This is a genomic window from Trinickia mobilis (assembly GCF_017315705.1).
GTDB classification, from domain to species: domain Bacteria; phylum Pseudomonadota; class Gammaproteobacteria; order Burkholderiales; family Burkholderiaceae; genus Trinickia_A; species Trinickia_A mobilis.
Map to the genome: position 1 here is coordinate 197,634 of NZ_JAFLRF010000006.1, position 25,166 is coordinate 222,799.

Genomic DNA, 25,166 nt, shown 5'->3' on the forward strand with positions numbered 1-25,166 from the left:
CGATTCCAAAGCCACCAGCACAGTTTATATATGCATATACACCTATTCAAGGGCCGTTGCCAGCTAATACCTAGAATATTCTCTATTGCAAGCACGGCAACATTGACATGGCGGCAGTATCAATGGGCAGCCGCCGCGGCATCGCTGGAACCGCCCGCCTTGCTCGGCTTCGTGATCCAGATCAGCGGGATGATGACGATCATGATCATCGCCGACCCATAGAACACGTCATTCAGGCCCATCATCGCCGCCTGCGTCTGCACGGCCTGATCGAACAGCGCATAGGAAGCGCCGCCCCCCAGGCCCAGCAGCGAATGATACGCATGGAGCTGCTGGGTGAACATCGGGTTGGTCGGACTGGACTGCTGCGTCAGGATCTCGTGATGCAGGATCGTTCTGTTGTTCCACAGCACGTTCGCCAACGACGTCCCGATCCCGCCGAAGAACATCCGCGCGAACGTGGACAGACCGGCCGCTGCCGGCACCTTTTCCGGCGGCTGCCCGGACAGGATGATCACCGTGAGCGGCGCAAAGAACAGCGCCATCGGAATGCCCTGCAGCAGGGTCGGCAGGACGATGTAGCCCTCGCTCAGATCCGTGTAGAAGAACGAGCGCATGTAATACACGACCGCAAACCCGATGAACGCAAAGGTGCCGATGATGCGCGCGTCCGAGCGCGGCAGGATTTTCCCCATGATCGGTGCGCCGATCACCGCGAAGATCCCGAGCGGCGCTGTTGCGAGCCCCGCATCCACGGCCCGGTAGCCGAGGTATTCCTGCATCCACTGCGGAAGTAGCACGAGGGTGCCGAAGAAGATTGCGTACGCCACCGCAATCGAGATCGTGCCGCCCAGAAAATTTCGCTGCTTGAACAGTGTCAGGTCGACGATGGGATTCTTGTCCGTCAACTCCCAGATGATGAAGAGCGCGAGGCCGACTGCCGCCACGATCGTCAGCACAATGATGGTGGTCGAGGAGAACCAGTCGAGATCCTTGCCTTTGTCGAGCATCACCTGGAGGGACGCCACCCACGTAATCAGCAGCAATAGTCCAACCACATCGATGGGCAGTTTCCTGGACGGCGTATCACGGTCGCGATAGAGCATCCAGACCATACCCGCCGAGAACAAGCCCACTGGGATGTTGATGTAAAAGATCCACGACCAGCTGTAGCTGTCGGTCACCCAGCCGCCCAGTGCCGGCCCCACGATCGGCCCCGTGACGACGATCATCGAGAACAGCGCCAGCGCCAGCGACGATTTGGCCTTCGGCCATGAGCTGAGCAGCAGCGCCTGCGACATCGGAATCAGCGGTCCCGCCACCGCGCCTTGCACTACGCGCGCAAGGAGCAGCATCGGCAAGGTCGGCGCGATCCCGCACAGCCAGGACGCCACGACGAATAGCAGAATGGAGCCGATGAACAGACGGACCTGACCCAGGCGCTGCGTCAGCCAGCCGGTCAACGGGATCGCTACCGAGTTGGCCGCCGCAAACACGGTAATGACCCATGTGCCCTCGTCGACGGATACGCCCAGGTTGCCTGAGATGGTTGGAATGGCGACGTTGGCGATCGACGAGTCGAGCACCGTCATGAAGCCCGCAAGGCCTACGCACAGCGAGCCAAGGGCTAGTTTTGCCCCCGTTAGCGGGGGGTGATTCGGGTGACTGTTAGACATGGAAGTTCAGAGTTTGAATGGCTGACGATATGGCTGCGCAAACAATCGAGCACGACTTATCGAACAGGCCCGGTTATTCGTTTGCTGCGATGATGCGGTCGATCGCCGCATTGGCGTCGTCGCCGTAGTTCGCGAATACGTCGGTCTTGTACGTCGAGCTAGGATCCGTACCGAGTTGCGGGCCGTTCGGATTCTTCACATTGACGTCGACGTTCATCGAAAGGCCCACCCGCAGCGGATGCTTTTCCAGTTCCTCTAGCGGTATCTCGATGCGCACCGGCAAACGCTGCACGACCTTGATCCAGTTGCCGGTCGCGTTTTGCGCCGGCAGCAGCGCCAGAGCCGACCCGGTGCCCGGAGAAAAGCCGACAACCTTGCCGTGGTAGACGATCGACGAACCGTAGACATCCGCCGTCAGCTCGACCGGCTGTCCGACACGAATGTGCCGCAACTGCCACTCTTTGAAGTTTGCATCGACCCAGACCTGGTTCAGCGGCACCACCGACATGAGCGGCGTACCGGGCGACACGCGCTGCCCCACCTGCACCGAGCGCTGTGCAACGTAGCCCGTCACGGGCGCAGGCAGCGTCGTGCGTGCATACGCGAGATAGGCATCGCGGACCTTGGCCGCGCTAGCGAGAACGTCGGGATGCTGCTCGACGCTGGTGTGCGCCGTCAGTGCACGATTGGCGCCAAGCCTTTGCTGAGCGGCATCGAGCGCAGCCTTGGCAGAGTTGACCGCGTCGCGTGCGTGCGAGATATCCTCCTCGGACACCGCACCCGACACGCCCGTCGACAACCGGCGGCGCAAATCATCCTGAGCCTTCGAGAGATCGGATTCGCGCTGTGCGATATCGGCACGATACTGGTCATCGTCGACATAAAGACCGTGCACCCGGCGCACCGTCTGACCCAGATTCGCCTCGGCCTGCTGCAACGCGATGCGCGTGTCGGCCGGATCGAGCTGGACGATCGGATCGCCGCTCTTGACAGTCTGAGTATTGTCGGCATTGACGGCAATGACCGTACCGGTGACTTGCGGTGTGATCTGCACGACGTTGCCGTTCACATAGGCATCGTCGGTATCGACGTGATAGCGCGCGTCGAGGAAGTAATAGAGCCCGTAGGCGGCAGCGCCCACTGCAAGCGCCGATACGAGCGAGGCAATCAACAGTTTTCGCTTTCCTGGCTTGATCTCTTGCTCGTTCTTCAAAGGGGGGTTGGGTTGGTTCATGTTTACACTCCGGCAAAACTTGACGCACGCCCGCTATGAGCGCGGCGAGATGACTTAAAAGACGAATATTTCAGTTGGATGCCGTCTCGGCTGGGTGAGACGAAAGAGGGGCGGCTGCGGTGGCCGCAAGATTGGCTTTCGCCGAATCGAAGCCGCCGCCCAATGCCTTGATCAGCGCGATCTGCTGGTTGCGGCGATCCATATTCAGGTTCGCCACGGCCTGTTCCGCCGCGAGGCGGTTGTCGTCGGCGTTCAGCACCTGCAATTGCTGGTTCAAGCCCGAGCTGTAGCGGGCAACAGCGAGTCGATACGCTTTGGTTTGTGCATCGAGCGCCTGCTGCGAATCGATCAGCTGCCGATCAGTCGAGCGGATGAGCGACACTTGGGTAGCGACATCCGACAACGCGTCAATCAGCGTCTTGTTGTAGTTCGCGACATCGAAATCAAAGTCCGCATAACGTCCCTTGAGTTGCGATCGCAACGCGCCCGCGTCAAAGATCGGCAGGTGGATTGCCGGACCTGCCGCGATCTGGCGACTGGAGGAGGTCAGGAAGCGCCCCCAGCCAAACGCGTCCAGGCCGGCTGCAGCTGACAGATTGATGTCCGGAAAGAACTCCGCCTTTGCTTCCTTGACGCCGTGCGTTGCGGCGTCGACCCGCCAGAACGCGGCAACGATGTCCGGTCGACGCGACACGAGATCGGCCGGCAAGTTATCGGGCAATGCGACAGCGGCGCCCTTTCCGAGCGACGGGACCGCAATCTTCAAACCGCGATCAGGTCCCGCGCCGAGCAATGCCCCGAGTTGGTAGCGCACCGTCGTAATCTGGCCGTCGAGATTGCTGACGCTGGAGCGAATCGTAGCGATGTCGCCGTTTGCGGTCTGCCGCTCGACGTCGGTGTCAAGGCCGGCGCCGACCCGCCCGTTCGTGATGCGTCCAATCTGCTCGCGGTTGCTCAACTCGCGTGTTGCGATATCGCGCAACTCGTACAGGCGCGCAAGCTGGTTATACGTCCCCGCCACCGACGCCGCCAGCGAGATACGGACTTCCTGCATGTCGGCCTCCTCGACTTTCTCTTCAGAGGTAGCCTGGCGAAGCCGCTCCCGGTTCTTTCCCCACACGTCGAGGTCCCACGAAGCGCTCGTCAGGACACTGTTTTCGCTGTACCAGGTACCCCCGTACGGCGACGGATAGACCGTATTTTCCGAATTGAGCTCGCGGGTCCACGAATAGCTTCCGCTCACGTTCGGATAAAGCGTGGACTTCGCGCTGCCTGCATAGGCGGCCGCCTTGTCGATGCGAGCCCGGGCTTCGTCGATGGTCGGATTGCCCTTCAATGCTTCATCAACCAACTGCGGCAATTGCGGGTCGCCGAATTGCTCCGACCAATCGAGCGACGGCCACTGGCCGCCTTCAGTCGGCAAGCTTTCGCTTGCCGCGAAGCTGGTCGGCGGAGCAATATGATGGTCGCTCTTGATGCCGGCGTAGTTGACGCATCCAGCCAAACCAAGAACGGCCGCCGCTGTCGCCAACGGAGTTGCCCAGCTTCCGATACGTAGCACCGAGCGGTTGAATTTCATCGTCGTTTCCATTTCAGAATGAATGAGTGTCTGTTGCATGCTTGCGCATGTCGTTAAGTGCATACGCACAGAATATTGATTCCGCAGCGCACCTTCAATGCTTGAAACGACATCAATTTGTTTCACTTGGCTTGACGGGCTCGCCCATTTACCCCTCCTCCCGCTTGCCCGATATCTTTCACGTTCGACAATTAATATTTAATTCGGATACCGAAGCATCATGCAGAAGCACGGTCAGAGTGGAAGTCGAACTACGAGCGGGGAGGAACTAGGCGTATTCGCCTTAGCTTGCGTGTTGAAAATGCCGACTGGATTTGCTGCAGGCTCCGGCATTGCGCGTGCAGATGATATTTGCCGGAAAACAGGCGATCAAGCGCGCCCAAAACATCAATTTGTCACGCCAGGAACAACAATCAGCTGCACCGGTGCGGTGCTGTCACGGCCGTTTCACGCCTCGGCGCCGCTTGCGGCAATCATCAGATCAATCAATCCAATCACCGCTTGGCGTATGAAACGTCGCGCGTAATGCGAAATAGTTCGTTTCTCAGGTCCGTTGCCTGTTGCTGCCCGAAGCTGCCCTCGAAGCTGGCCTGGGCGGCACGCCAGTGCGCCGCAGCCTCTTCCAGCTTTGCGCAGCCGCTTTCGGTCAGCGTGAGCCGCAGGCGTCGCTTGCTATGCACCTCTGCCGAGTCGGTCACGAGCCGATCACGGAGCAAAGGTTTAAGCGCTCGTACGAGCGTCGTTCTGTCCATCACCATCGCGTCGGCCAGCTCAATCATCGTCATGCCTGGACTACGAACTAATTCGTTCAGGATGCTGAACTGCGTCGGCGTAACGCCGGCTTCTGATAAATGGCGCTCGTACAACTTCGAGATATGTCGAGCGGCCTGGCGGACGGCGAAACAATCGTCACTTTCGGGGGGGAGCAGATTCATTCCCGCAGCATAGCCGCCAGGTTGCAATCGATCCATCCCATGCAGCGCACCATATTGTCACAACGGCGAAAAGAATCCCTCCAGACTGCCCCCACTCAGTCTGTCATACGACTCTTTTGAGGCGTAGATCGTCGATTTCGGTCGTGTCCAGATCCAGCCAGCCTTGCAGAACTTCGCCCGTGTGCTCGCCGAGCGTCGGCGGGGATTGCCGGTATTGCACCGGGGACTCCGACATACGGATCGGGTTGGCGACCAATCCGACGTTTTTCGACAGGGGGTGCGGCATATCGATGCGCATGCTGCGGGACTGCACATGCGGATCTGCGAACACCTTATCGAGGCTGTTGATCGGACCGCAGGGGACTCCGGCCGCTTCCATCACGGCAATCCACTCACCAGTGGTTCGGGACACCGTGACGTTACGAATCAACGCAATCAATTCATCCCTATGCTTCACCCGATGCGGATTGCGCGAGAAGCGTTCGTCGCTGGCCCATTCCGATCTGCCCAATGCTTGACAGAAATTGGCAAACTGATTGTCATTTCCAACCGCAATGATCATATGGCCATCGGCAGTCGGAAAATCCTGGTACGGCACGATGCTTGGATGGGCATTCCCCATGCGTTTTGGCACCACGCCACCAACGAGGTAGTTCGCTGCCTGGTTTGCGAGGGACGCGATCTGCACGTCCAGCAACGCAAGGTCGATGTGCTGCCCTTGGCCGGTCCGCTCGCGCCGAGCCAAAGCAGCCTGGATCGCCACAGTCGCATACAGCCCGGTCATGATGTCCGTCAGCGCAACCCCCACTTTCAACGGACCTCCCCCTTCCGTACGGTCGGCGCGCCCTGTCAGGCTCATCAGCCCGCCCATGCCCTGAATCAGAAAGTCGTAACCCGCGCGTGGAGCATAGGGACCCGTCTGGCCGAACCCGGTGATCGAACAGTAGACCAGTCGCGGATTCAGTGACTTGAGGCTGGCATAGTCGAGGCCATACTGGCTGAGTCCGCCGACCTTGAAATTTTCGAGCAGGACGTCCGCCTTGCTGGCCAATTGCCTGACGAGCCGTTGTCCGTCGGGGTGACCGAGATCGATTGTGACCGATCGCTTGTTGCGATTGGCACTGAGAAAGTAGGCCGACTCTGCTGTTGCCTCTCCGTCGGCGCCCTTTAGCCAGGGCGGTCCCCAAGCGCGCGTGTCATCGCCCACACCAGGGCGCTCAATCTTGACCACGTCTGCCCCCAGGTCAGCCAGCAGTTGGCCGGCCCACGGACCGGCCAGCACTCGGGAAAGGTCGAGGACGCGCAGACCGTCAAGCGCCCCTTCTTGCAAGGTGTCGTTCATGGAAGATCAGAAAGCAGCGATGCCTGTGATGGCACGCCCGAGAATGAGGGCGTGGATGTCATGGGTCCCCTCATAGGTGTTGACCACCTCGAGGTTCACGAGATGTCGCGCGATCCCGAACTCGTCGCTGATGCCGTTACCGCCGAGCATGTCTCGCGCAACGCGTGCAATCTCGAGCGCCTTACCGCACGAGTTGCGCTTCATGATGGACGTGGCCTCCACAGCGGCTGTGCCCTCGTCCTTCATCCGTCCAAGGCGCAGGCAACCCTGCAACCCAAGCGTGATTTCCGTTTGCATGTCCGCCAGTTTTTTCTGGATCAGTTGATTCGCCGCGAGCGGTTTCCCGAATTGCTTGCGCTCCAGAACATACCGGCGAGCGCGATGCCAGCAATCTTCCGCTGCCCCTAGCGCACCCCAGGCGATACCGAACCGGGCACTGTTCAGGCTGGTGAACGGTCCCTTGAGACCGCGAACCTCGGGGAATGCGTTCTCCTCCGGACAAAACACCTCGTCCATCACAACCTCCCCGGTGATCGACGCCCGCAGGCCGACCTTGCCGTGAATGGCGGGAGCCGATAGCCCCTTCCAGCCCTTTTCCAGTACGAATCCGCGAATCGCGCCCTCGTCGTCTTTAGCCCAGACGACGAACACATCCGCAATCGGGCTATTGGTAATCCACATCTTGCTGCCCGTGAGCCGGTAGCCGCCCTCCACGCTCTTTGCCCGGGTCGTCATGCCTCCCGCGTCGGAGCCATGATTCGGTTCGGTCAAGCCGAAGCAGCCGATCCACTCGCCTTTCGCCAGCCTGGGCAGATACTTCTGCTTCATTGCTTCGCTACCGAATTCGTAAATCGGAACCATGACGAGCGAAGATTGCACGCTCATCATGGAGCGGTATCCCGAATCGACTCGCTCGACTTCCCGCGCCACGAGTCCGTAGCAGACAGAGTTGAGCCCCGAGCCCCCGTAGGTTTCGGGAATCGTGACGCCGAGCAGCCCGAGCTCGCCCATCTCGCGAAAGACGTCCGGGTCAGTGTGTTCGCTACGGAATGCCTCCAGCACTCGCGGCTCAAGTTGCTCCTGGCAATACGCCCGGGCCGACGCGCCCACCATGCGCTCGTCTTCGGTCAATTGCTGATCCAGCAGCAAGGGATCCGCCCACTGAAAAGACGATGACTTATGCTGCGTACTCATTTCACACTCGCTATCGAAAGATCGTGCGGTCAATTTATCGGTACCGTTTCAGGTCCACAAACGATTTGTTCGCACTGGTCTGTGCGAAAATCGCACATATCCGTCGACCACCGTACGAGTCGGAACCATGCGCCGAAAAATTCCCTCTACCACCGCTCTTTCCGCGTTCGAGACCGCAGCACGCCATCAAAGCTTTACCAAAGCCGCGGATGAATTGGCCGTTACCCAAAGCGCCATATGCCGGCAGATCGCTTCACTAGAGGATTTCCTGGGTGTCAGGCTATTCCGCCGGGACCGACGCGGCGTTGCGTTGACGGAAGCCGGACTGGCTTATAGCCGCAGAGTTGCGGCGCGCCTCGACGAGGTAGAACGGGACACATTGGAACTCATGGCCAAAGGTGGCCAAGGCGGCACGCTCGAACTTGCGGTCGTCCCCACGTTTGCGACCAAGTGGCTGCTGCCCAGAATGCCTCTGTTTATTGGCGAACGTCCGGACGTCACGGTCAATCTCACGGCCCGGACACGGCCGTTTCTTTTCGATGAAACAGAGTTTGATGCAGCAATCCACGCAGGTGTAACGGCCTGGCCGGGAACCGAAGGACTTTTCCTGATGCGCGAAAGCCTGATTGCCGTATGCAGTCCCAGTCTGATCGCACCGCGCACGAAGCTGACCGCCGCAGAGTGGCAACGCTATCCCCTCTTGCAACAGAGCACACGTCCCTATGCATGGCGCGAATGGTTTGCCTCTCGCGGCATGCAGGTCGACAGGGACATGTCAGGCCCAAGGTTTGAGCTATTTTCCATGCTCGCCGAAGCGGCAATACAAGGCATTGGAATTGCCCTCATTCCGCGCCTGCTCATAGAGGACGAGTTACAGCGTGGCATCTTGATTCCCGCAGCGAAGCACAAATATCTGAGCGACCGCTCCTACTACTTCATGTACCCGGAACGTAAGTCCGAGAATGCGGTCCTGACTGTGTTTCGCGATTGGATAGAAGATCAGGCTCGGGAATACAGAGAATCCGCGGGTTTGGGACAGGCATTGGACGCGAGCGTTTAGATAGACTGACCCCTGGAACTTATCCGTAAGAAATCTGGGGCCGTCTCAGTTAGCGTCGCTTACTTCCTCACATTTACAAGCGCCAGACGAACACAATGACCGAGCACCGATCATTCAGGCGCAACCGGTCCGCCGGTGATGCCCATGGCCGACGCAAGCGAATTCCTTTTCCTCGGCGAAAACATCAACACCACTTGCGCTTGCACCTGACATCCCCTAGGCGGCGGTGCCACCGTGCTGCATTTTCTGCGCTGCGTGTGTCGGCGCCATCCGACTTCGTCGCCCAGCACAGCGCCCCAAGCCAGCCCATGACTGTCCACCCGAGGAGCAGGTTGAAAATGAGCAGACGCGCCGCCTCCTGTTTCAATCGTCGTTGAGCGATCATGGAAGGAGTGAAATACACGACAACCACAACAGAAAACAACAAGCATGAAAGGAAGAAATGCATCTCGTACCCCGATTTGGTCAGGTATCAGCCCATTCTTCAGCAGATCTCTATTCTCAATGATCGTATTTCGTAACGTTGAGAATCAAGGCTTCAAATATTTCGTCCAGGGCGAGCGGTGCGTCCTTCAGGGCGCGATACAACCGTATCGAAGGGAACCTGGGTTCCGACGTCCACCCAAGTGCCTTTGAAGCTGGTTTCATTGAGCACGGGCACTTTCGACATGGTCTTGCTCCATTGGTTTGACTCGGATTTGATGTTATCGAAGAGGAAAGCACCGAACAATCGTCCCATCCACATCAGATTGTTGCGGCGTCTGCATCAATGACCTGTCGCCGAATACCCCGACGCCGCAAGACGCGCAGCCTAAAACTTATGCCGCACGCCGACGGTAGTCGCAACTTGAAAGCGCGAGTTGATCCCGCTCGGCCCGCCGATGTTATCGATAGCCGCGGTCAACGCGCCGTTCAATGCCTTCTGATACACCACGGCACCGTACACGTCGGTAAGCCTGCTAAGCGAATACAGCAGTCCTGCATTGAACTGAACCCAGTGGGGGTGCTGTCCGGCACTGACATTGGCAATCGAAGAGGCTCCCTCTACATTGCCGACGCTGTAGATTGCGGCCACGCCTGCAACAAGTGCCGGGGTGAACTGGTACTTGCCGTTTACCTCGTAGTTGGACATCGCAAAGCTTGTGTGATCGGTGTAGTCAAGCTTCGCGTAGGTATAGGCCCCGCCCAGCGTGAACCCTTTCAGCGCGTACGAAACGCCGATCCCGGTAACGTCCTGCGAGGCCACCGGACGCACATAGAAAATATCGGTTGGACTTGTGTAGTCCCCCGCGACTGCACCTGATGTATTGCTGCCTCCGGTCGCTCCGGACGACGGATTGCTGAGATGGAAATGGCCAACCCCGAGCGAGAATGCATTGCTCGTGTAACTGCCTCCCACGCTCCATGCGCTATTGTTCGAGAATCCCGTCCCTCCCGAGCCCGCTCCCTGATTGCTGAATGCGTACAGTCCGCCGAACGTGAAGCCGCTCAAGTTTGCGCTTTGATATTTGACCGTGTTGTTCAGTCGAAACGTGGTGTACAGATTGTCGATATCTCCGACATGCGCGCCGTACTGCGTACCCCATTGCCGCGCCGACACGAACGGGCCGACGAAGTCCACGACGGATTCATACTGACGTCCGAGCGTGACCGTTCCCAGCTTTTTGTTTCCCAAACCGACATAGGATTGCCGGCCGAACTCCCGGGACCCCTGGAGCAAGGTTCCGTTGGCGACGCTGAAGCCATTCTCCAGCACGAACACCGCCACATTGCCGCCGCCGAGATCCTCGACGCCACGCAGCCCCCACCTCGACGGAATTCCGACTCCGCTAGTCTCCTGTATCTTGCGTGCGCCAGCTTGGCCGAGCGCCGGCGCGACGTTGTTGCCGTAACTGACTCCCGCGTCCACGATGCCATAAAGTGTCACGCTGCTCTGCGCGAGCGCGTACACCGGCATCATGCCGGCAATTACCGATGCCAGCACTGCACTTCTCCTCATACTGCCTCCATTTTATATCGCATTACTAATTATAATTGTCCGTTTTACGTCGACAACGATGATCGTCCATGCGAAATCTTCGCATCCGGCGCCATTCGCGGGACTACTTCTTCAGACTACGGATTACGCGGTACGAAGAGGGTTGCGAGTCGTGCTTGCCGTCACGCAGGCTCCTCGCCTGCCATCCCGGCGGCCGCGTGCTGCTTGCGGAGCACGAGCGGTATCCCGAGAATCAGAATGACGGCCGCAATCGCTTGAACTCCTGCGGCCGTCACGAATCCGCTGGTATAGGTGCCGGAAATATCACGTACGTACCCGGTCAACCAGGGTGTCAGAAAGCCCGCGAGATTGGCCACCGAGCTGATCAACGGCACGCCCAACGTGGCCGCCTTCCCTCGCAGAAAGCGCACCGGGATTTGCCAGAACAACGACACGCCTGCACCGGTTCCGGCGAGGGCGAGAACCAGCGTGACGAACGTCGCCGGACGGCTGCTGTGCCAGACCAAAACCAGCACCAAGAGACTTGCCACGCTGACGAGAGAAGCCATCGCGCAATGCCGACGAATATCACGATAGCGACTCGCAAAGGTCGAGAACGCAATGTTGCCGAGCGCTCCGAGCACGCAAATCGCAGCTATCGCGTTGCCTATCGCGCTATAGCCGCCAAATCCGGCTTCGTGCAGGATGGTCGGCATGAAAAAGCCCAGCGCGGTGTTCGCAGTCAAAATGCAGAAATAGATACCGGCAAGCACCCAAACCATCGGATTGGCCAGCAACGGCACGGGCAGCGTGGCGTCCGGAGAGAAGCGCTTCCCGTCACACTCGATATCGTTCAGGATGAGAAGTCGCTGCGTCTGCGACAGCCACTTCGCGGTAGCCGGTCCGTCCGGGAGGACGGCAAACGCGACGCACCCGAGCAGCATCGTCGGTACGGCTTGCAAGAGAAACATCCAGCGCCACCCGGCGACGCCCCAAAGGCCGCTCATGTGTTCGAGCACGAAGCCGCCGCTCAGTCCCACCATGACCGTCGAGCAAATCGCCGCCGAATGAAAGATGCTGAAATTGCGCGTGCGGCGCTTCGTCGGAAACCACTGGTTCAGGTACAGGATGACGCCGGGATAGAAGCCCGCTTCGAATGCGCCGAGCAGGAATCGCAGCGCATAAAACATCCCTGCGCTTTTGACAAATATCATCGCGACACTGGTCGCACCCCAGCCGAGGGCGATCGCCGAAATCATTTTCCGGGCGCCGACGCGTTGCTGAATCATCGAACTCGGCACACCGAGCAGCACATATCCCAGGAAAAACAGCCCTGCACCGAATCCGTACACCGTCTCGCTAAAGCGCAGATCCGACAGCATCTGCAGCTTCGCGAACGCCACATTCGCCCGGTCGACCCACGCCAGCATCCACAGGCCGAACAGAAGCGGCAAGATGCGCCACTCCGAGGACAAGTAGGCATGGCGCAACGCGCGGCCTGAATCGGCACCCGCCTCTCTCGCATCTGCATTGAACAACGCGCGCATCAATTCATCTCCTAGTTCATCTGCCCCGGTCTCGTGCCGGGTTGCCTGAGCTTTTCGTTAGCCCGATTGCGTGCCGGAAGTCGTAACGCTGCCGCTCCCGCCGTCACTCGCCATGCGCGGGAAGAATCTCGCCCCGGCTCTCTCCGAAGCCGATTCGCGCGTATCCGGTTCGCTCGCACCAGCCCGTCATCACAACGGCATCGCCGTCCTCGAGAAACGAGCGTGTCTCGCCGGTGGGCAACCGGACCGGCGTTTTGCCCGCCTCCGTGAGTTCGATCAGCGCACCTGCCTCAGCGCGGGTCGGGCCGGAGACGGTGCCGCTGCCCAGCAGGTCGCCGCTGCGAAGATTGCATCCGCCCACCGTGTGATGCGCGACCATCTGAGCAACGGTCCAGTATTGGTGACGAAAACTCGTGCGCGACAGGCGCGTCGGCGCGATGCCGTTGCGCCGATGGTTCGCCGTCTCGAGCGCCACCTCCAATTGGATGTCGAGTGCGCCGTACGCCGGCGTTTCCGGAGCGCACAGGTACGGAAGCGGCTGAGGATCGCCCGAGGGTCGCGTCCATGCGCCGCGAAACGGTGCGAGCGCATCCATCGTGACGATCCACGGCGACAGCGTGGTCGCGAAATTCTTCGCGAGAAACGGCCCGAGCGGGACCGATTCCCACGACTGAATATCGCGCGCCGACCAGTCGTTGAGCAGGCACAGTCCAAACACGTGCTCTTCGGCCCGAGCGACCGGAATGCGTGTTCCTTGCTCGTTCCCGGCGCCGATGAAGATGCCCAGTTCCAGCTCGTAGTCGAGCCGGGCGCACGGTGCCAGCTCCGGCTCACGCTGGCCGGTCGGCAAGCGTTGACCGAGCGGTCTCCGAATGGGTTGTCCCGACAGCCCGATGCTCGACACGCGTCCGTGGTACGCGAGCGGCATCCACTGGAAATTCGGCGATAGCGAGCCGTCGGGGCGCAACAGGTTGACGATGTTGCGGGCGTGATCGATCGACGTATAGAAGTCGGTGTAATCCCCGATCTGCATGGGCAAGCCATATTCGACATCGGCCTGCGGCACCAGACATCGCTTCAGCGCCGCGACGCCGGGTCCGGCACGCTCCCTTTCGTCCTGCGCCTTGAACCGGTCGAAAAGCGCATGCCGCAAGGCACGCCACGCATCCGCGCCCATCGCCAAGAAACCGTTCAACGTCGGCTGCGCGCACGCGCTCGCCGCCTGAGCGGCGAGCCCCGAGAAGCCGCCTGCTTCAACCACTCGCGTGAGGTCGATCACCTGGTCGCCAAGCGCGACCCCGCCACGAAATGCCTCGGCTGTTCCTGCGCGGCGAAAAACGGCAAAGGGCAAATTCTGCAATGGAAAAGACGCGTCGTCATCGTTCGCCGATTCGAGCCAGCTCTTCGCCGCGAGGTCGTGAGTGTGATCAAGGCGCATCGAAATCCCCGCGCAGGCTACGGCGGCTCAACAGAATCCGGCGTTCCCTGAGTTGCTGGATCATTGCGGGATCCATGTTGCGTTCCGCGAGCAATTCGAGGTTGTGTTCCCCCTGAAAGGCCGGAACACCTGGCGGCGGCAACGTCGCGCCGCTGAAGCGCCAAGGCGGCCCCGGCATCCGCATCGTCCCTCCGGAGCGATCGTCGACTTCCACGATGGCACCCCAGTCGGCTGCCCACTCGGACTCCGCAAGCTCGCTTGTGCTTCGCACGACGCCACAGGCCAGTCCCTGCTCGCTGACCTGCGCCTGCAGCTCTTCAAGGTCGTTGAACGTGAGAATCCACGCTCGAACTTCGGCTAATAGCGCAGCGAGGTTCTGTCTGCGCAACGGCGCGCTGGCGAACCGCGGATCGAGCAGCAGGTCCGTTCTTCGCATCATCGAGCAGTAGCGAACGAACATCGGAGAATAGATCGGGCTGGCCGCGATCGTCAGCTGGCGTCCGTCGGGCAGCCTGAAGATATGGGATTCCGCTGCGCTCAATGCGGGCGGCTCGCCGTTCGTGTCCACACCTGAGAGTTGCGCGCCCGCGCGCTCGTTGACGGCCAGCATGGTGGCGGCCATCGAAACGTCGACATGCTGCCCTTCGCCCGTCCGGCTTCGATGCTGGAGTGCGGCGAGGACTGCGATTGCGCCATGCAGCCCCGTGTAGACATCCGCGTGGCTGCACGCATCGTTCTTCAATTCGTCGGCGCCATACCCATAGTGGTCGCGCAGGATGTCGGTCAGACCGGTTTCCGCCTGCACGGTCGGAGCGAACGCAGGCCGGTTGCGCCACGGGCCGGTTTGCCCGTATCCGCTCATCGAAACATAAACGACCGCAGGATTGAACTCGCGCACCTGCTCGTAGCCCAGGCCGAAACGCGTGAGCGTGCCCGGGCGGAAGTTCTCCACGATGACGTCGGCGTCCCGGCACAGGTCGGTCGCTATCGCGCGCGCCTCCGGCCAGTTCAGATCGAGGCTGAGATTGCGCTTTCCCGCGTTCTGCTGCGCGTAGTAGACAGACATCGTGCCGATGTGCGGTACGCCGCCGCGTCCGGTATCGCCGCTGGGCGGCTCGATCTTGATCACGTCGGCACCCAAATCGCGCAGTGTCTTCGTACACAGCGGGCCAGCCAGCACCCGCGTGAAATCGATGACTTTCAGTCCTTCAAGAGGCGCGCCCATGATCAGTTCCCCTCGAACACGGCCGAGCCGGGACCGTTTTTCGCAAAGGCCTCGAGACCCCGCTTTTGGTCGGCGCTCGCCCACATCATGTTGTTGATCTCGGTTTGCTGTGCATCCGCTCCTGCAACACCGTGGCGTGCCGACAGGTTGGCCAGCTTCTTGATCCCCCGGAGGGCCACGGTGGGGCCGGCGGCCAGTTGCCGCGCCCACGACATCGATACCGCCGGCAACTCGGACTCGGCGATAACGAGATTGATCGCCCCCCATCGCTCGAGCGCCGCCGGGTCGTGGCGCCGGCCGAACATGGCCATTTCCTTTGCGCGTGCCGGACCGACGCGCTGCACGACACGCTGCACGCCCCCGAGCAGCGGCAGCAAGCCAAGCGATGCTTCCGCCATGCCGAAGAATGCCGTGTCGGCGGCCACGATCATGTCGCAGGTCAACGCGAGCTCGAAGCCGCCCCCGAGCGCGCCGCCGTGGACGGCGGCCACAGTGGGAATCGGTACGTTTTCGAGCGCGTCAAGCAGTGACTCAAGCGCTGCCTGGTCGCGTCGCCGCTTGCCGCCGGTAAAGCCCGCCACGTCGGCGCCTGCGCAAAAGTGGCGCATACCGCTGCGCAGCAGAATCGAGCGACAGCCTTGTTCGATGGCCTCGCCATACGCGTCCAGCAGATCCTTCAGGAACGTGTCCTCAATCAGGTTGTGAGGCGGTTTCGACATCGTGACAACGCCGACCGCGCCGTCTTTTTCAAACGCGACAGTGCTCATTTTTTTGCCCTGCATCTAGGCCTGGCTTCACGCCAGGTGAATTGATCAAAACAATTACTGTAGGACTGCAAACCATAGACGTTCCGCGCCACAGTAATAACTCGGGTGCCACACCCGCACCGCTTGCAACACGACCCGATCCGGCGTTCATGATAACACTGTTAACTTGGAGAAGAATCAGGGTATTCCCGAGCTGTGATCGTGGCCGTGGAGGTCTTGCGGCTGTGTCTGGTTGGCGTTCGCCGGCAGGTCGTTTGGCTTGCAGGATGACGCTCATTGCGTGCGCGGAATTCGCACGCCTATAATTCCGTCGCACCTTCAACTGTCTTCTGCCGATATCGTGAGTTCGAACCCATCTACAACAACGGCCGCACCGTACCACCATGGAAACCTGCGCAACGCCCTGATTGCGGAGGGACGCAAGGCGCTAGAAGAGATAGGCGCTCACGATTTGAGTCTGAGATACCTTGCGCGCGCGGTGGGTGTGTCGGAAGCCGCACCCTCGCGACATTTCGCCGGTAAGGAAGGATTGCTGGCCGCAATTGCAGCGGACGGTTTTCGTGATCTTGCCGCTCTGCGCAGCGAGATTCAGGCTTCGGACGACACGGCAATGGCCAAGGCCTACCGGATGATGCGGGTCTATGTCGAATTCGCACAACGACATAAGGGACTGTTCGACTTAATGATCGGGCCGCGCATCGTCTCGCGCGACGATTATCCGGAACTCAATGAAGAGACCGCGAAATCGTTCCATCTATTTGCATCGGCGGTCGAGCAAGTCGCGCTGGAGTGCGGCTGGCAAAAGCGCGCACTGAAACTCGTCACGCATGCAGCCTGGAGCATGGAGCACGGACTGGCCACGCTAATCCTCTCTGATCGGGTGCCCCGATCCGATCTTCCGGACCGTTTAGATCATATGATTCACTTCTCGCTCAGTATCTTATTGAGCGCCGTCACAGCAGGGCCGTCTCAACTCGAAGAGGTCATTCGCCAGCTTCCTCGGGCGCCTAAGCATATCGAGACCTAGTCGATAGACGCTGTCCCGCCTATAGCACGCGGCCCGAAATCTTCGCCAGCAAGTTCGGGCTGCCATGTGCATCCGGATCAGTTAAGGCAAAAGCCGGCGTTCGGGCCCAAAGCGCTACCTTTCGGACTCCCTGCGAAAACTTTGCGACATGGAGCCGCCAGCGGGAAAACGCGGTCTTGTGAATTCCCTATAACGCGCTCAAGATTGCTTTGTTTCGGGATTGTTACGCGCTGATCAAAATTCAACGCGCTTGATCGATTCGAAAGAACGGTGAGGGAGAACCCTGTGAAAACACCGAATCGCATCCCTAACTTTAGCCGTCGCGCCGTGCTCAAGGCGACTGCCGCCGCAACGGCCCTGCAATTGGCGCCGCCCTTCATCATCAAGTCGCGCGCCGAGGCTCCCATCCGCATCGGCATGGTCGATCCGCTGACCGGCGTTTATGCTGCAGTTGCACAGAACGAAGTCACCGGCGCGAAGCTTGCCGTCCAGCAAGTCAACGCCAAAGGCGGCATCCTCGGGCGGCCAGTCGAGCTGCTCGTCGAAGACTCCGCGAACGACGTCGGAACCGGCGTGCAGAAAGCACGCAAGCTGATCGATCGCGATCAGGTGACGTTCCTCATCGGCGACGTGAATTCAGGCATCGCGCAGGCGATTTCCCAAGTCAGCAATGAGAAAAAGGTGCTGCACATCGTCTCCGGCGGCCATACGGACACCATCACCGGCGTCGACTGCAAGTGGAACGTCTATCGCGTCTGCAACACGACGAGCATGGAGGCCAATGCGGTCGCCAGCCTGCTCTTTTCCAAGTACGGCAAGAAGTGGCATTTCATCACGCCGGACTACGCATTCGGTCACACCCTGGAGAAGGCCGCGGCCGCCGACCTCCAGAAGCTCGGCGGCACGATCACGGGAAACGAGCTCACGCCGCTCGGGACGACTGATTTCTCCGCCTATCTGATCAAGGCGCGCGCCGCGAATCCGGACGTGCTGCTGGTGCTGCCGCAAGGCTCCGACATGGTCAACTGTTTAAAACAGATCGCGCAGTTCGGCCTCGGCAAGGACATGCACATTGCCGGCCTGCAGCAGGAGCTCGAATCGCTCGAAGCGATGCCGCCCGAGGCGCGCGTCGGTTTCTGGATGTTCGAGTGGTACTGGAAACAGCCGGGCGTGCCGGGCGTCGACAAGTTCGTCGCCGACATCCGCAAGATGAACGGCGGCAAGGTTCCGACTGCGCGTCACTGGTTCGGGTACACCTCGGTGCATACGCTTGCCGGCATTGCCAACCAAGAAAAGACCCTCGACGCCATCAAGCTTGCGGAAGCGCTCGGCGGGTTCGAATTGGCCGATGACGTCAAGCTGCAGCCCAACAAGTGTTATTACCGCAAAGGGGACCACCAGCTGATGACGTCCGCGTTCGTGGGCGAAGCGCTATCCAAGCCGGCGGGCGACCCCGAGGACCTGTTCCGCGTAGACTCCGTGATCGCCGGCGACAAGACCGCGCCGCCCGAAAGCGAGACCGGCTGCAAGCTGCAATGGCCTGCGTGATTCAGGAGACCTGCGTGGCCGGCATCGACGGGTGCCGTGCTCGCGACGAGCGGCGAGCGTGCCGGGCAAGGCGAAAGGCGCAAGCACCCCGGCGAGGCCCGGACGCCGCATGCGCGCGAACAAGAACGGTGTGCGATGACCCAACTTCTCCTGTTCAATCTCACCAACGGGCTGATCATCGGGACGTTTTATGTGCTGATGGCTCTCGGGCTCTCGCTCATCCTCAACTTGAGCAATGTGATCAATTTTGCGCATGGCGGCTTTCTCGTCGTCGGCGGCTACATCGCCTACACCGTCACCCCGTATGTGGGCTTCTGGGGCGCGCTGCTGATCGCACCGCCGTGCGTCGCCCTGATCGGCCTCGCCATTGAACGCGTGCTCATCCAGCGAGTCTACGGGCGCGATCCGCTATACAGCCTGTTGCTGACATTCGGCCTCGCTTTCATCTTCGAGGACGGCACCCGCTTCATCTGGGGCGCGCAAGGCAAGCCTGTAACCGTGCCGCCCGTGTTGGCGCAGCCTTTGAGCGGGACGTTCTTTTTCGTCACGGGCTATCGCCTCTTCATGGTCGTCACCGTCGCGGCGGCCGTGGCGCTGCTCTTCGCCCTGTTGCGCTACAGCCGGCTCGGAATACGGATTCGTGCCGGCACCCTGGACCTTGAAACCGTCGCCGCGCTGGGCATCAACGTGCGCAGGCTGCGCGCGCTCAATTTCGCCGTCGGCGCGTTTCTCGCCGGCTTGAGCGGCGTGCTCGCAGCCGGCCAGCTCGGACTCGAGCCGACCATGGGAACCGGGCTGCTGATGCCGAGCTTCATTGCCATCATCGTCGGCGGGGTCGGCAGCCTCACCGGCACGCTGCTCGGCGGGTTGCTGATCGGCGTCGCGTCGGGCCTCACCGCCGTGTTTCTGCCCGCGGCGAGCGAGGCGATCATCTACGTGCTGATGGCCGTGGTGTTGTTGCTGCGCCCGCGCGGTCTGCTCGGCGAAGAGGGCATGCTGACATGAGCGCGCAGCAGCCTCGCGAGCGCCGGCTCATGACGCTCGCGGCAATCTGGGCGGTGTTGCTGCTCGCGCCCTACTGGATGCCGCCGCTCGGCGGCTATACCGCGCTCGGCACACGCGTGCTCGTGCTTGGGCTCGCCGCGATGTCGGTGAACTTTCTGCTTGGCTTCACCGGTGTGCTGTCCTTCGGACACGCAGCCTTTTTCGGGCTCGGAGCCTATGGCGCCGGCTTGGCGCTGAAATTCCTTGCGTCGAGCACGCCGCTCGCGCTGCTTTGCGGCACCTTGCTGGGCGGAATTGCCGGCGCGCTGTTGGGCGCGCTTTGCGCGCGGCGGCGCGGCGTGTACTTCGCCATGGTCACCATCGCATTCGGCCAGGTCTTTTACTACATCGCTTTTCAATGGAGCTCGCTGACCGGCGGCGACGACGGATTGCGCGGATTTTCACGCGCCCCCCTCCACCTCGCCGTGGCGACGATCGACATCCTGTCGAATTCCAACGCGTTCTACTACTTCGTATTGTTCTGCCTCGCGCTGGCGGTCGGGCTGATGGGATTCATCCTGCGCTCGCCGTTCGGGCGCACGCTGATCGCGATTCGTGAGAATGAGCAGCGAGCCCGTTTTCTCGGCATTCCCGTCGACCGCCACATCTGGATCGCCTTCACGCTGTCCTGTTTCTTCATGGGCTTCGCCGGCGCGCTTTACGCGCTCCTCAATAACTTCGCGGATCCGCGCGGGCTGCACTTCAGCCAGTCGGGCGATTTTGTGATGATGGCGGTGATGGGCGGCATGCGCAGCTTGTGGGGACCGCTCCTCGGTGCCGCCGTATTCGTGGTCCTGCAGGACTCTCTCTCGAGCGTCACTGTCAACTGGATGTCGTTCGTCGGCATGCTGTTCGTCGCGATCGTGCTGTTTTTCCCGCGTGGCCTGCTCGGCTTCATCCGGCGCAAGGGCGACTCATGAGCCTTCTCGAAGTCAAATGCGTCGGGAAGCGTTTCGGCAGCCTCGCTGCGGTCCGGGACGTATCGCTCGCCGTGGAGCAAGGCGAGTTGCGTGCGATCATCGGCCCGAACGGCGCCGGCAAAACCACGTTCTTCAACCTGATCAGCGGCTTTTTCCCGCCGACCACGGGGACGATCGCATTCGACGGACGGGACATCACGGCGCTCCCTGCACATCGGCGCGTCGCGGCCGGCATCGCCCGCACCTTCCAGATCACGGAGATCTTTCCCGAACTCACGGTGTTCGAGAACGTCCGCATCAGCACGGAGGTCACCTCGGGTTTCCGCCTGCGTCCGTGGATCAGCCAAAGAGAGCGCATGCGAGTGGGCGAGCGCGTCGAAGCGATGCTGGAACTCACGGGTCTGGATGGCAAGAGCCACAGGCTTGTCGGCGAGCTTTCGCACGGCGACCAGCGCGTGGCGGAAATCGCGCTGGCGCTGGCGCTTCGCCCTCGCCTCCTGCTGCTCGACGAACCCACCGCCGGCATGGGCGACCAGGAGACCGACGACATTACGCAGCTCATCCGCCGCTTGCACAGCGCGCGCGACCTGACGATCGTACTGATCGAGCACGACATGCGCGTCGTATTCGATCTGGCCGATCGGATCACCGTGCTCGATCGCGGCAGCCTGCTTGCCGAGGGGGCGCCGCAGGAGATCGCGTCCAACGAGACCGTGCAAGCCGCCTACCTGGGTGACTCCACATGAACGCAGCACTCGTTGCCGACGATCTCCACACTTACTACGGCGAGAGCCACATCCTGCACGGCGTGAGCCTCGAAGTGGAAGAAGGCAAAATCACGGCCTTGCTCGGCCGCAACGGAGCCGGAAAGACCACGACGCTGCGCACGCTGATGGGCCTGACACCGGCGCGCCGCGGACGTGTGACGATTTTCGGCACGGAGACTTCGCGCTGGCCGACCTTTCGGATCGCCGCGTGCGGGGTCGGCTACGTACCCGAGGGGCGAAGAATTTTCGCCAATCTCAGTGTCGAGGAAAATTTGCGGGTCCCGCTCGTGCGCGCGGGGCCTTGGACGATTTCGCGCATCTACGACTTGTTTCCGCGCCTCGCCGAGCGCAAGGAGAGCCGCGGGCGCCAACTTTCCGGAGGCGAGCAGGAAATGCTGTCGATTGGCCGCGCGCTGTTGCTCAATCCCCGGCTGCTGATTCTGGACGAGCCTTCGCAAGGACTGGCCCCGTTGATCGTGCGCGAGGTGTTCCGCGTCGTGTCGCAGATGCGCGACGAGGGGATTTCGGTCCTGCTGGTGGAGCAGAACGCGCGCATGGGCCTTGCGATTGCCGACTACGCTTATGTGCTGAACGATGGCGGCATTGTCTATTCAGGCAACTCACGCAATCTTGCCGCCGACGAGGAGCGGGTTCGCGCATTGACCGGCGTCAGTGCCCAGGCATGAAGACAGAGATAAGCCGTTTGAATCACGACCGTTACCCGGTCAAATGGTCCGGCACCCATCAGCGCGAACTCGTAATGAACGTGTGCACAGCCACATATGCCGTGTTGCGTGCGCCCTCACCGTCCCCGTAAGATCGCACGTATTGCCATAGGCGGGTAAGCATGAACGACCGCTTCAAACAATTCGCAATTGCGTGGCGTCCCAGGAAGCTGTGAGATTTCCCCTGTAGTTCAACCGTTGGAATGAAAACGAGGAGAAAGAATATGGCGATCGCAAGGCAAGTCATCACGTCGATCAAAGGCGATGGCACCGACATGCTGGGCACCAAGCGCCTGGCGGTCAAAATTGCGGACGAAAGCATTGTTTCCGGCTCACTGCTGACCGTCGAGACCAACCAGTTCTGCGTGCTCAAATCGCGCGGTGCCGTGCTCAATGTCTACGAGACGGGGCAATTCGCGCTCGCTACGCCCGACAAGCCGCTTCTCGGCTCCATCACGCAGGGTTTCTTCGGCGGCGCATCGCCCTGGGTCTTCGAGGTGATCTACATTAACCGGACCAAGCTGCTCATCCGCAACCAGGGCATTGCCACCAGTGCGGAGATGGCTGAGATGGCCTACCAGGTCGACTACTACATTCACATCGATTCGAAGGAATCCGCCCTCGATCTGATCGCCCATCTTCCATTCAACGGCCCCCTGATCGATACGGACGAGGTCGCCGCGTATGCCGGCCCCGCCATCGAGCAGGCGATCAACCAGATCGTCCAGGTCACGAAGATGGAGAATATCAACGAGCACATCACGGAAATCCGCGACTCGGTCAAGACGCACCTTTCCGACTTCCTGAAAGCCTTCGGCATCATGCTGCACGATCTCAAGGTCCTGATCCTGCCGAAGGACGAACGGATGCGCGAGTTGATCTCGCTGCAGGCCATCGGCCTCTCGCCCTTGGAGGCGGTTCGCTACTATCTTGCGTTGAAGATGGCCGAGAAGGGCCTGGTGTCGGCACCGAACGCAGCAGCGGGCTTACCCTTCCAGATTGGTGTCCCAGCCACGGGGATTTTTCCCGTAGGCGCCGGCACAGGGCTGTCCGGAAATGCGCAATCATGAGCGCCGGATTCTACGATGAAGGTGCGCTCCGGCAGGCTGCGATCAACCTCTTTTACGGCTGGGGCTACAACTTCTACCGAACCGAAAACCAGTTGCGCGCGGACGATCAGCTCGTGCGCAGCAAAGCGGCATGGCTGATCGGCAGGGCGCGCTCGTGTGTGGAGAGTGCAGAGGCGAATTACCGGCGCGAGTTTTTCCCCGCCCCTTCTCGCGACAAGCCCTTCCCGGATCCCTCCGTGACGGCGGCCGCCCAGCAGCTCGAACGCCTGGCGGCCCGCATCGGCATCGTCGGCGGCCGGCTGCAATCGCAGCCGGTGCCGGAGAATGACCGCATGACGCAACGCTATCGTCAGGAAGCGGATACGCTCAAGGCCTTGATTCGTTGCGACGAGCGGCTCGTCGGCCAGTGCTCGCTGCTGCTCGCGATGCTCGATACCCGCAGCGGGGTATGGATGCTCGAGCATCTGACCGAACTCGAAGAAGGGTTGACGGCGCTCCAGGAAACCCTGCGCCGCCGCGAAGCGGTGTTACTCGATCGCATGGAATAAGCAGTCCTTGAGTCATGCGTCGGTCCCTCGTTGACGGCGAGCGATCAGGTCGATGCACTCGTAGGCATCGCGCCCAAGCCGGCCGACTTCACGCCAAATCGCCGACGGGCACTCCCGGCTGGCCGTGTAACACTCGAGTATGCCTTCGCACATTGACGTCAAACGGCGAAGCAGGCCGATTGCCTGCGTTTCGCAAGCGGACAACTGGCGATCGAGGACCCGCTTCGCGTCCTGCGTTCCGCGCGCCAGCGCTCGCCATTGTGTGTCACGGACTTCCAGCCCGTAAGCGCCACGCTGGGCGGCCGCATTCGAAAGGATGTAAAGGTCGCTGAGTGCCGTGACGACCTCGGGTGGCGGCGCGTCACAGATCTCGCCGCAGACCGGTTGCCCGTGCGTCATCGGCCGCGGCGGCACTATGGGGAGACGGCGGCACACTCGCGCGCCGGCAGGCCGAGCAAATCGCGCAGGGCGTGCAGGCGGAGTTGATCTTGCGGGGACAGGCCAGGCTGTTCCAGCAGCCCGTCGATCTGCGACGTCCAATAGTCGCGGCGGATGAGTTGCGGGCGATGGACCAACACGTTCAGCGCCTTCTCAAGTTGCTCGATCTCAGTCTTCAGCATGTTCACGTTCATCTCCTGCAGTGACCCGCGAAACCTTCGAATGTCATATCAGCGATCTCAGCTCTGCTGCCGCGCCCCTGCGCGAAGCACATAGTGTCTGATCGTGCCAACTCGTGCCGCTGTGGCGGCAGTCCGCCATCCGAGGCGGCGACAGGCACTACCAATAGGTTACGAAGAACCAAAGCAGCCCGAGGAGGCTCGCCACGACAAAAAGCCACCGCAGAATGACGCTAAGCGACATCGGCATACTCTCCCGACACGCACGTCTCGTATTTCTGGATCGGCTCGGTGGCTGCCCAGCGCGACCAACCGCTTGGTTCATCCGGGACAGCGACACGTAAGGCATGGGAGCCGTCGGAAAACGTCAGCCATTCGATGCTAAGGCGCCAGTCTGCGGCGGGATCGGCAGCGCGGACATCGCCGCTTCCGTGCTTGAAGCAGAGCTTGCCCTCCTGCAAGAGAACGAGCGGTGAATGGCCTTCTGGTTGCGCGCCATTGCGGTCCCACCGGTTCAGGAGTGTCGCGGCAATTTCGGCGTCGAACATGTCTAGCGTCCCTCAGCGGGCTGATTCGGGTTCGCTCGATGCACTTGACGCAGTAACCATGCGTCGACCCCAGGAATCACGGCCAAGCGGATCAAGCTCGGAAGTAACGACAGCCACAGATTTCGGGCAAACGTTTGCTTTTTCATTGTCGAACCAACGCTCGGCATCGTTGAGATCTACATGGGTATCGGCATCGCTTCGATATACTTTATTGGGGAAAACCCTAATCGGCTCGTCGCCGTGGTTGTTGATGAAGTCAGTGCGGAACATGTGGTCGCCGTCGCGGTAGAACACGTTCGTGCCCCGGCGAGATAATCTGGACTCCCAACTACAACGCGGTGAAAAGGTGGTGTGAGCCGGACTGCGACCCTATCGGC

Annotated in this window: 25 protein-coding genes; 9 read left to right on the forward strand and 16 right to left on the reverse strand. The window is 60.9% G+C overall.

Annotated elements, in window-relative coordinates:
- Window positions 1-119: 119 nt before the first annotated feature.
- The 6 genes from J3489_RS11095 to J3489_RS11120 form a co-directional block, all read right to left on the reverse strand.
- Entirely contained in the window at window positions 120-1,676 is a 1,557-nt protein-coding gene (locus tag J3489_RS11095; protein WP_206997829.1) for a DHA2 family efflux MFS transporter permease subunit, read from the reverse strand.
- Window positions 1,677-1,749: 73 nt separating this feature from the next.
- Window positions 1,750-2,910, reverse strand: a complete 1,161-nt coding sequence (locus J3489_RS11100) for an HlyD family secretion protein (RefSeq protein ID WP_206997831.1) — start codon at window positions 2,908-2,910, stop codon at window positions 1,750-1,752.
- 70 nt (window positions 2,911-2,980) lie between these two features.
- Entirely contained in the window at window positions 2,981-4,489 is a 1,509-nt protein-coding gene (locus J3489_RS11105; protein WP_242539936.1) for an efflux transporter outer membrane subunit, read from the reverse strand.
- Window positions 4,490-4,983: 494 nt separating this feature from the next.
- Window positions 4,984-5,424, reverse strand: a complete 441-nt coding sequence (locus J3489_RS11110; RefSeq protein WP_206998056.1) for a MarR family winged helix-turn-helix transcriptional regulator — start codon at window positions 5,422-5,424, stop codon at window positions 4,984-4,986.
- Between the two features lie 103 nt (window positions 5,425-5,527).
- The gene (locus J3489_RS11115) at window positions 5,528-6,766 is read right to left on the reverse strand and encodes a CaiB/BaiF CoA transferase family protein (protein WP_206997836.1); all 1,239 of its coding nucleotides are present in this window, start codon (window positions 6,764-6,766) and stop codon (window positions 5,528-5,530) included.
- A 6-nt stretch (window positions 6,767-6,772) separates the two neighbouring features.
- Window positions 6,773-7,960: an acyl-CoA dehydrogenase gene (locus J3489_RS11120; RefSeq protein ID WP_206998058.1), complete on the reverse strand. Its 1,188-nt coding sequence runs from the start codon at window positions 7,958-7,960 to the stop codon at window positions 6,773-6,775.
- Window positions 7,961-8,087: 127 nt separating this feature from the next.
- On the opposite strand from J3489_RS11120, the gene J3489_RS11125 reads away from it, so the two are divergent.
- A complete protein-coding gene (locus tag J3489_RS11125; protein WP_206997838.1) occupies window positions 8,088-9,020 on the forward strand; it encodes a LysR family transcriptional regulator in 933 nt (310 codons plus the stop codon).
- Window positions 9,021-9,204: 184 nt separating this feature from the next.
- On the opposite strand, the gene J3489_RS38330 is transcribed toward J3489_RS11125, so the two are convergent.
- The 6 genes from J3489_RS38330 to J3489_RS11155 all read right to left on the reverse strand — a co-directional run bounded on the left by J3489_RS38330 (window position 9,205) and on the right by J3489_RS11155 (window position 15,975).
- Complete coding sequence (locus J3489_RS38330) at window positions 9,205-9,468, reverse strand: superinfection immunity protein (protein WP_206997840.1); 264 nt, start codon at window positions 9,466-9,468, stop codon at window positions 9,205-9,207.
- Window positions 9,469-9,831: 363 nt separating this feature from the next.
- Complete coding sequence (locus tag J3489_RS11135) at window positions 9,832-11,004, reverse strand: porin (RefSeq protein WP_309491359.1); 1,173 nt, start codon at window positions 11,002-11,004, stop codon at window positions 9,832-9,834.
- Window positions 11,005-11,180: 176 nt separating this feature from the next.
- Window positions 11,181-12,545: an MFS transporter gene (locus tag J3489_RS11140; protein ID WP_206997842.1), complete on the reverse strand. Its 1,365-nt coding sequence runs from the start codon at window positions 12,543-12,545 to the stop codon at window positions 11,181-11,183.
- Window positions 12,546-12,648: 103 nt separating this feature from the next.
- Window positions 12,649-13,989 (reverse strand): fumarylacetoacetase, encoded by a 1,341-nt coding sequence (fahA, locus tag J3489_RS11145; protein ID WP_206998062.1) that lies wholly within the window; start codon window positions 13,987-13,989, stop codon window positions 12,649-12,651.
- A complete protein-coding gene (locus J3489_RS11150; RefSeq protein ID WP_206997844.1) occupies window positions 13,973-15,208 on the reverse strand; it encodes a CaiB/BaiF CoA transferase family protein in 1,236 nt (411 codons plus the stop codon). Before J3489_RS11150 ends, fahA begins: the two co-directional genes overlap by 17 nt.
- A 2-nt stretch (window positions 15,209-15,210) precedes the next feature.
- Entirely contained in the window at window positions 15,211-15,975 is a 765-nt protein-coding gene (locus tag J3489_RS11155) for an enoyl-CoA hydratase/isomerase family protein (protein ID WP_206997845.1), read from the reverse strand.
- Window positions 15,976-16,315: 340 nt separating this feature from the next.
- On the opposite strand from J3489_RS11155, the gene J3489_RS11160 reads away from it, so the two are divergent.
- The 8 genes from J3489_RS11160 (at window position 16,316) to J3489_RS11195 (ending at window position 23,624) form a co-directional block, all read left to right on the forward strand.
- Window positions 16,316-17,002, forward strand: a complete 687-nt coding sequence (locus tag J3489_RS11160) for a TetR/AcrR family transcriptional regulator (protein WP_309491360.1) — start codon at window positions 16,316-16,318, stop codon at window positions 17,000-17,002.
- A gap of 285 nt (window positions 17,003-17,287) precedes the next feature.
- Window positions 17,288-18,550 (forward strand): ABC transporter substrate-binding protein, encoded by a 1,263-nt coding sequence (locus J3489_RS11165; protein WP_206997847.1) that lies wholly within the window; start codon window positions 17,288-17,290, stop codon window positions 18,548-18,550.
- 135 nt (window positions 18,551-18,685) lie between these two features.
- The gene (locus J3489_RS11170) at window positions 18,686-19,555 is read left to right on the forward strand and encodes a branched-chain amino acid ABC transporter permease (protein ID WP_206997848.1); all 870 of its coding nucleotides are present in this window, start codon (window positions 18,686-18,688) and stop codon (window positions 19,553-19,555) included.
- Entirely contained in the window at window positions 19,552-20,514 is a 963-nt protein-coding gene (locus J3489_RS11175; RefSeq protein ID WP_206997849.1) for a branched-chain amino acid ABC transporter permease, read from the forward strand. The genes J3489_RS11170 and J3489_RS11175 overlap by 4 nt, the downstream gene beginning before the upstream one ends.
- Window positions 20,511-21,260 carry an ABC transporter ATP-binding protein gene (locus tag J3489_RS11180; protein WP_206997850.1) on the forward strand — a complete coding sequence of 250 codons (750 nt, stop codon included), beginning with the start codon at window positions 20,511-20,513 and terminating at the stop codon, window positions 21,258-21,260. Before J3489_RS11175 ends, J3489_RS11180 begins: the two co-directional genes overlap by 4 nt.
- Window positions 21,257-21,967, forward strand: coding sequence for an ABC transporter ATP-binding protein (locus J3489_RS11185; RefSeq protein WP_206997852.1), 711 nt, complete (start codon window positions 21,257-21,259; stop codon window positions 21,965-21,967). The genes J3489_RS11180 and J3489_RS11185 overlap by 4 nt, the downstream gene beginning before the upstream one ends.
- Before the next feature lie 263 nt (window positions 21,968-22,230).
- The gene (locus tag J3489_RS11190; protein WP_206997853.1) at window positions 22,231-23,076 is read left to right on the forward strand and encodes an SPFH domain-containing protein; all 846 of its coding nucleotides are present in this window, start codon (window positions 22,231-22,233) and stop codon (window positions 23,074-23,076) included.
- Window positions 23,073-23,624: a hypothetical protein gene (locus J3489_RS11195; protein ID WP_206997855.1), complete on the forward strand. Its 552-nt coding sequence runs from the start codon at window positions 23,073-23,075 to the stop codon at window positions 23,622-23,624. Before J3489_RS11190 ends, J3489_RS11195 begins: the two co-directional genes overlap by 4 nt.
- A 12-nt stretch (window positions 23,625-23,636) precedes the next feature.
- On the opposite strand, the gene J3489_RS11200 is transcribed toward J3489_RS11195, so the two are convergent.
- From J3489_RS11200 to J3489_RS11215, 4 genes are all read right to left on the reverse strand, one after another.
- Window positions 23,637-24,023 (reverse strand): hypothetical protein, encoded by a 387-nt coding sequence (locus tag J3489_RS11200; RefSeq protein WP_206997857.1) that lies wholly within the window; start codon window positions 24,021-24,023, stop codon window positions 23,637-23,639.
- A gap of 14 nt (window positions 24,024-24,037) precedes the next feature.
- Window positions 24,038-24,256, reverse strand: a complete 219-nt coding sequence (locus J3489_RS11205; RefSeq protein WP_206997859.1) for a hypothetical protein — start codon at window positions 24,254-24,256, stop codon at window positions 24,038-24,040.
- Between the two features lie 218 nt (window positions 24,257-24,474).
- A complete protein-coding gene (locus J3489_RS11210) occupies window positions 24,475-24,789 on the reverse strand; it encodes a protein kinase family protein (RefSeq protein ID WP_206997860.1) in 315 nt (104 codons plus the stop codon).
- Between the two features lie 12 nt (window positions 24,790-24,801).
- Window positions 24,802-25,083, reverse strand: a complete 282-nt coding sequence (locus J3489_RS11215; RefSeq protein WP_206997862.1) for a hypothetical protein — start codon at window positions 25,081-25,083, stop codon at window positions 24,802-24,804.
- Window positions 25,084-25,166: the final 83 nt, after the last annotated feature.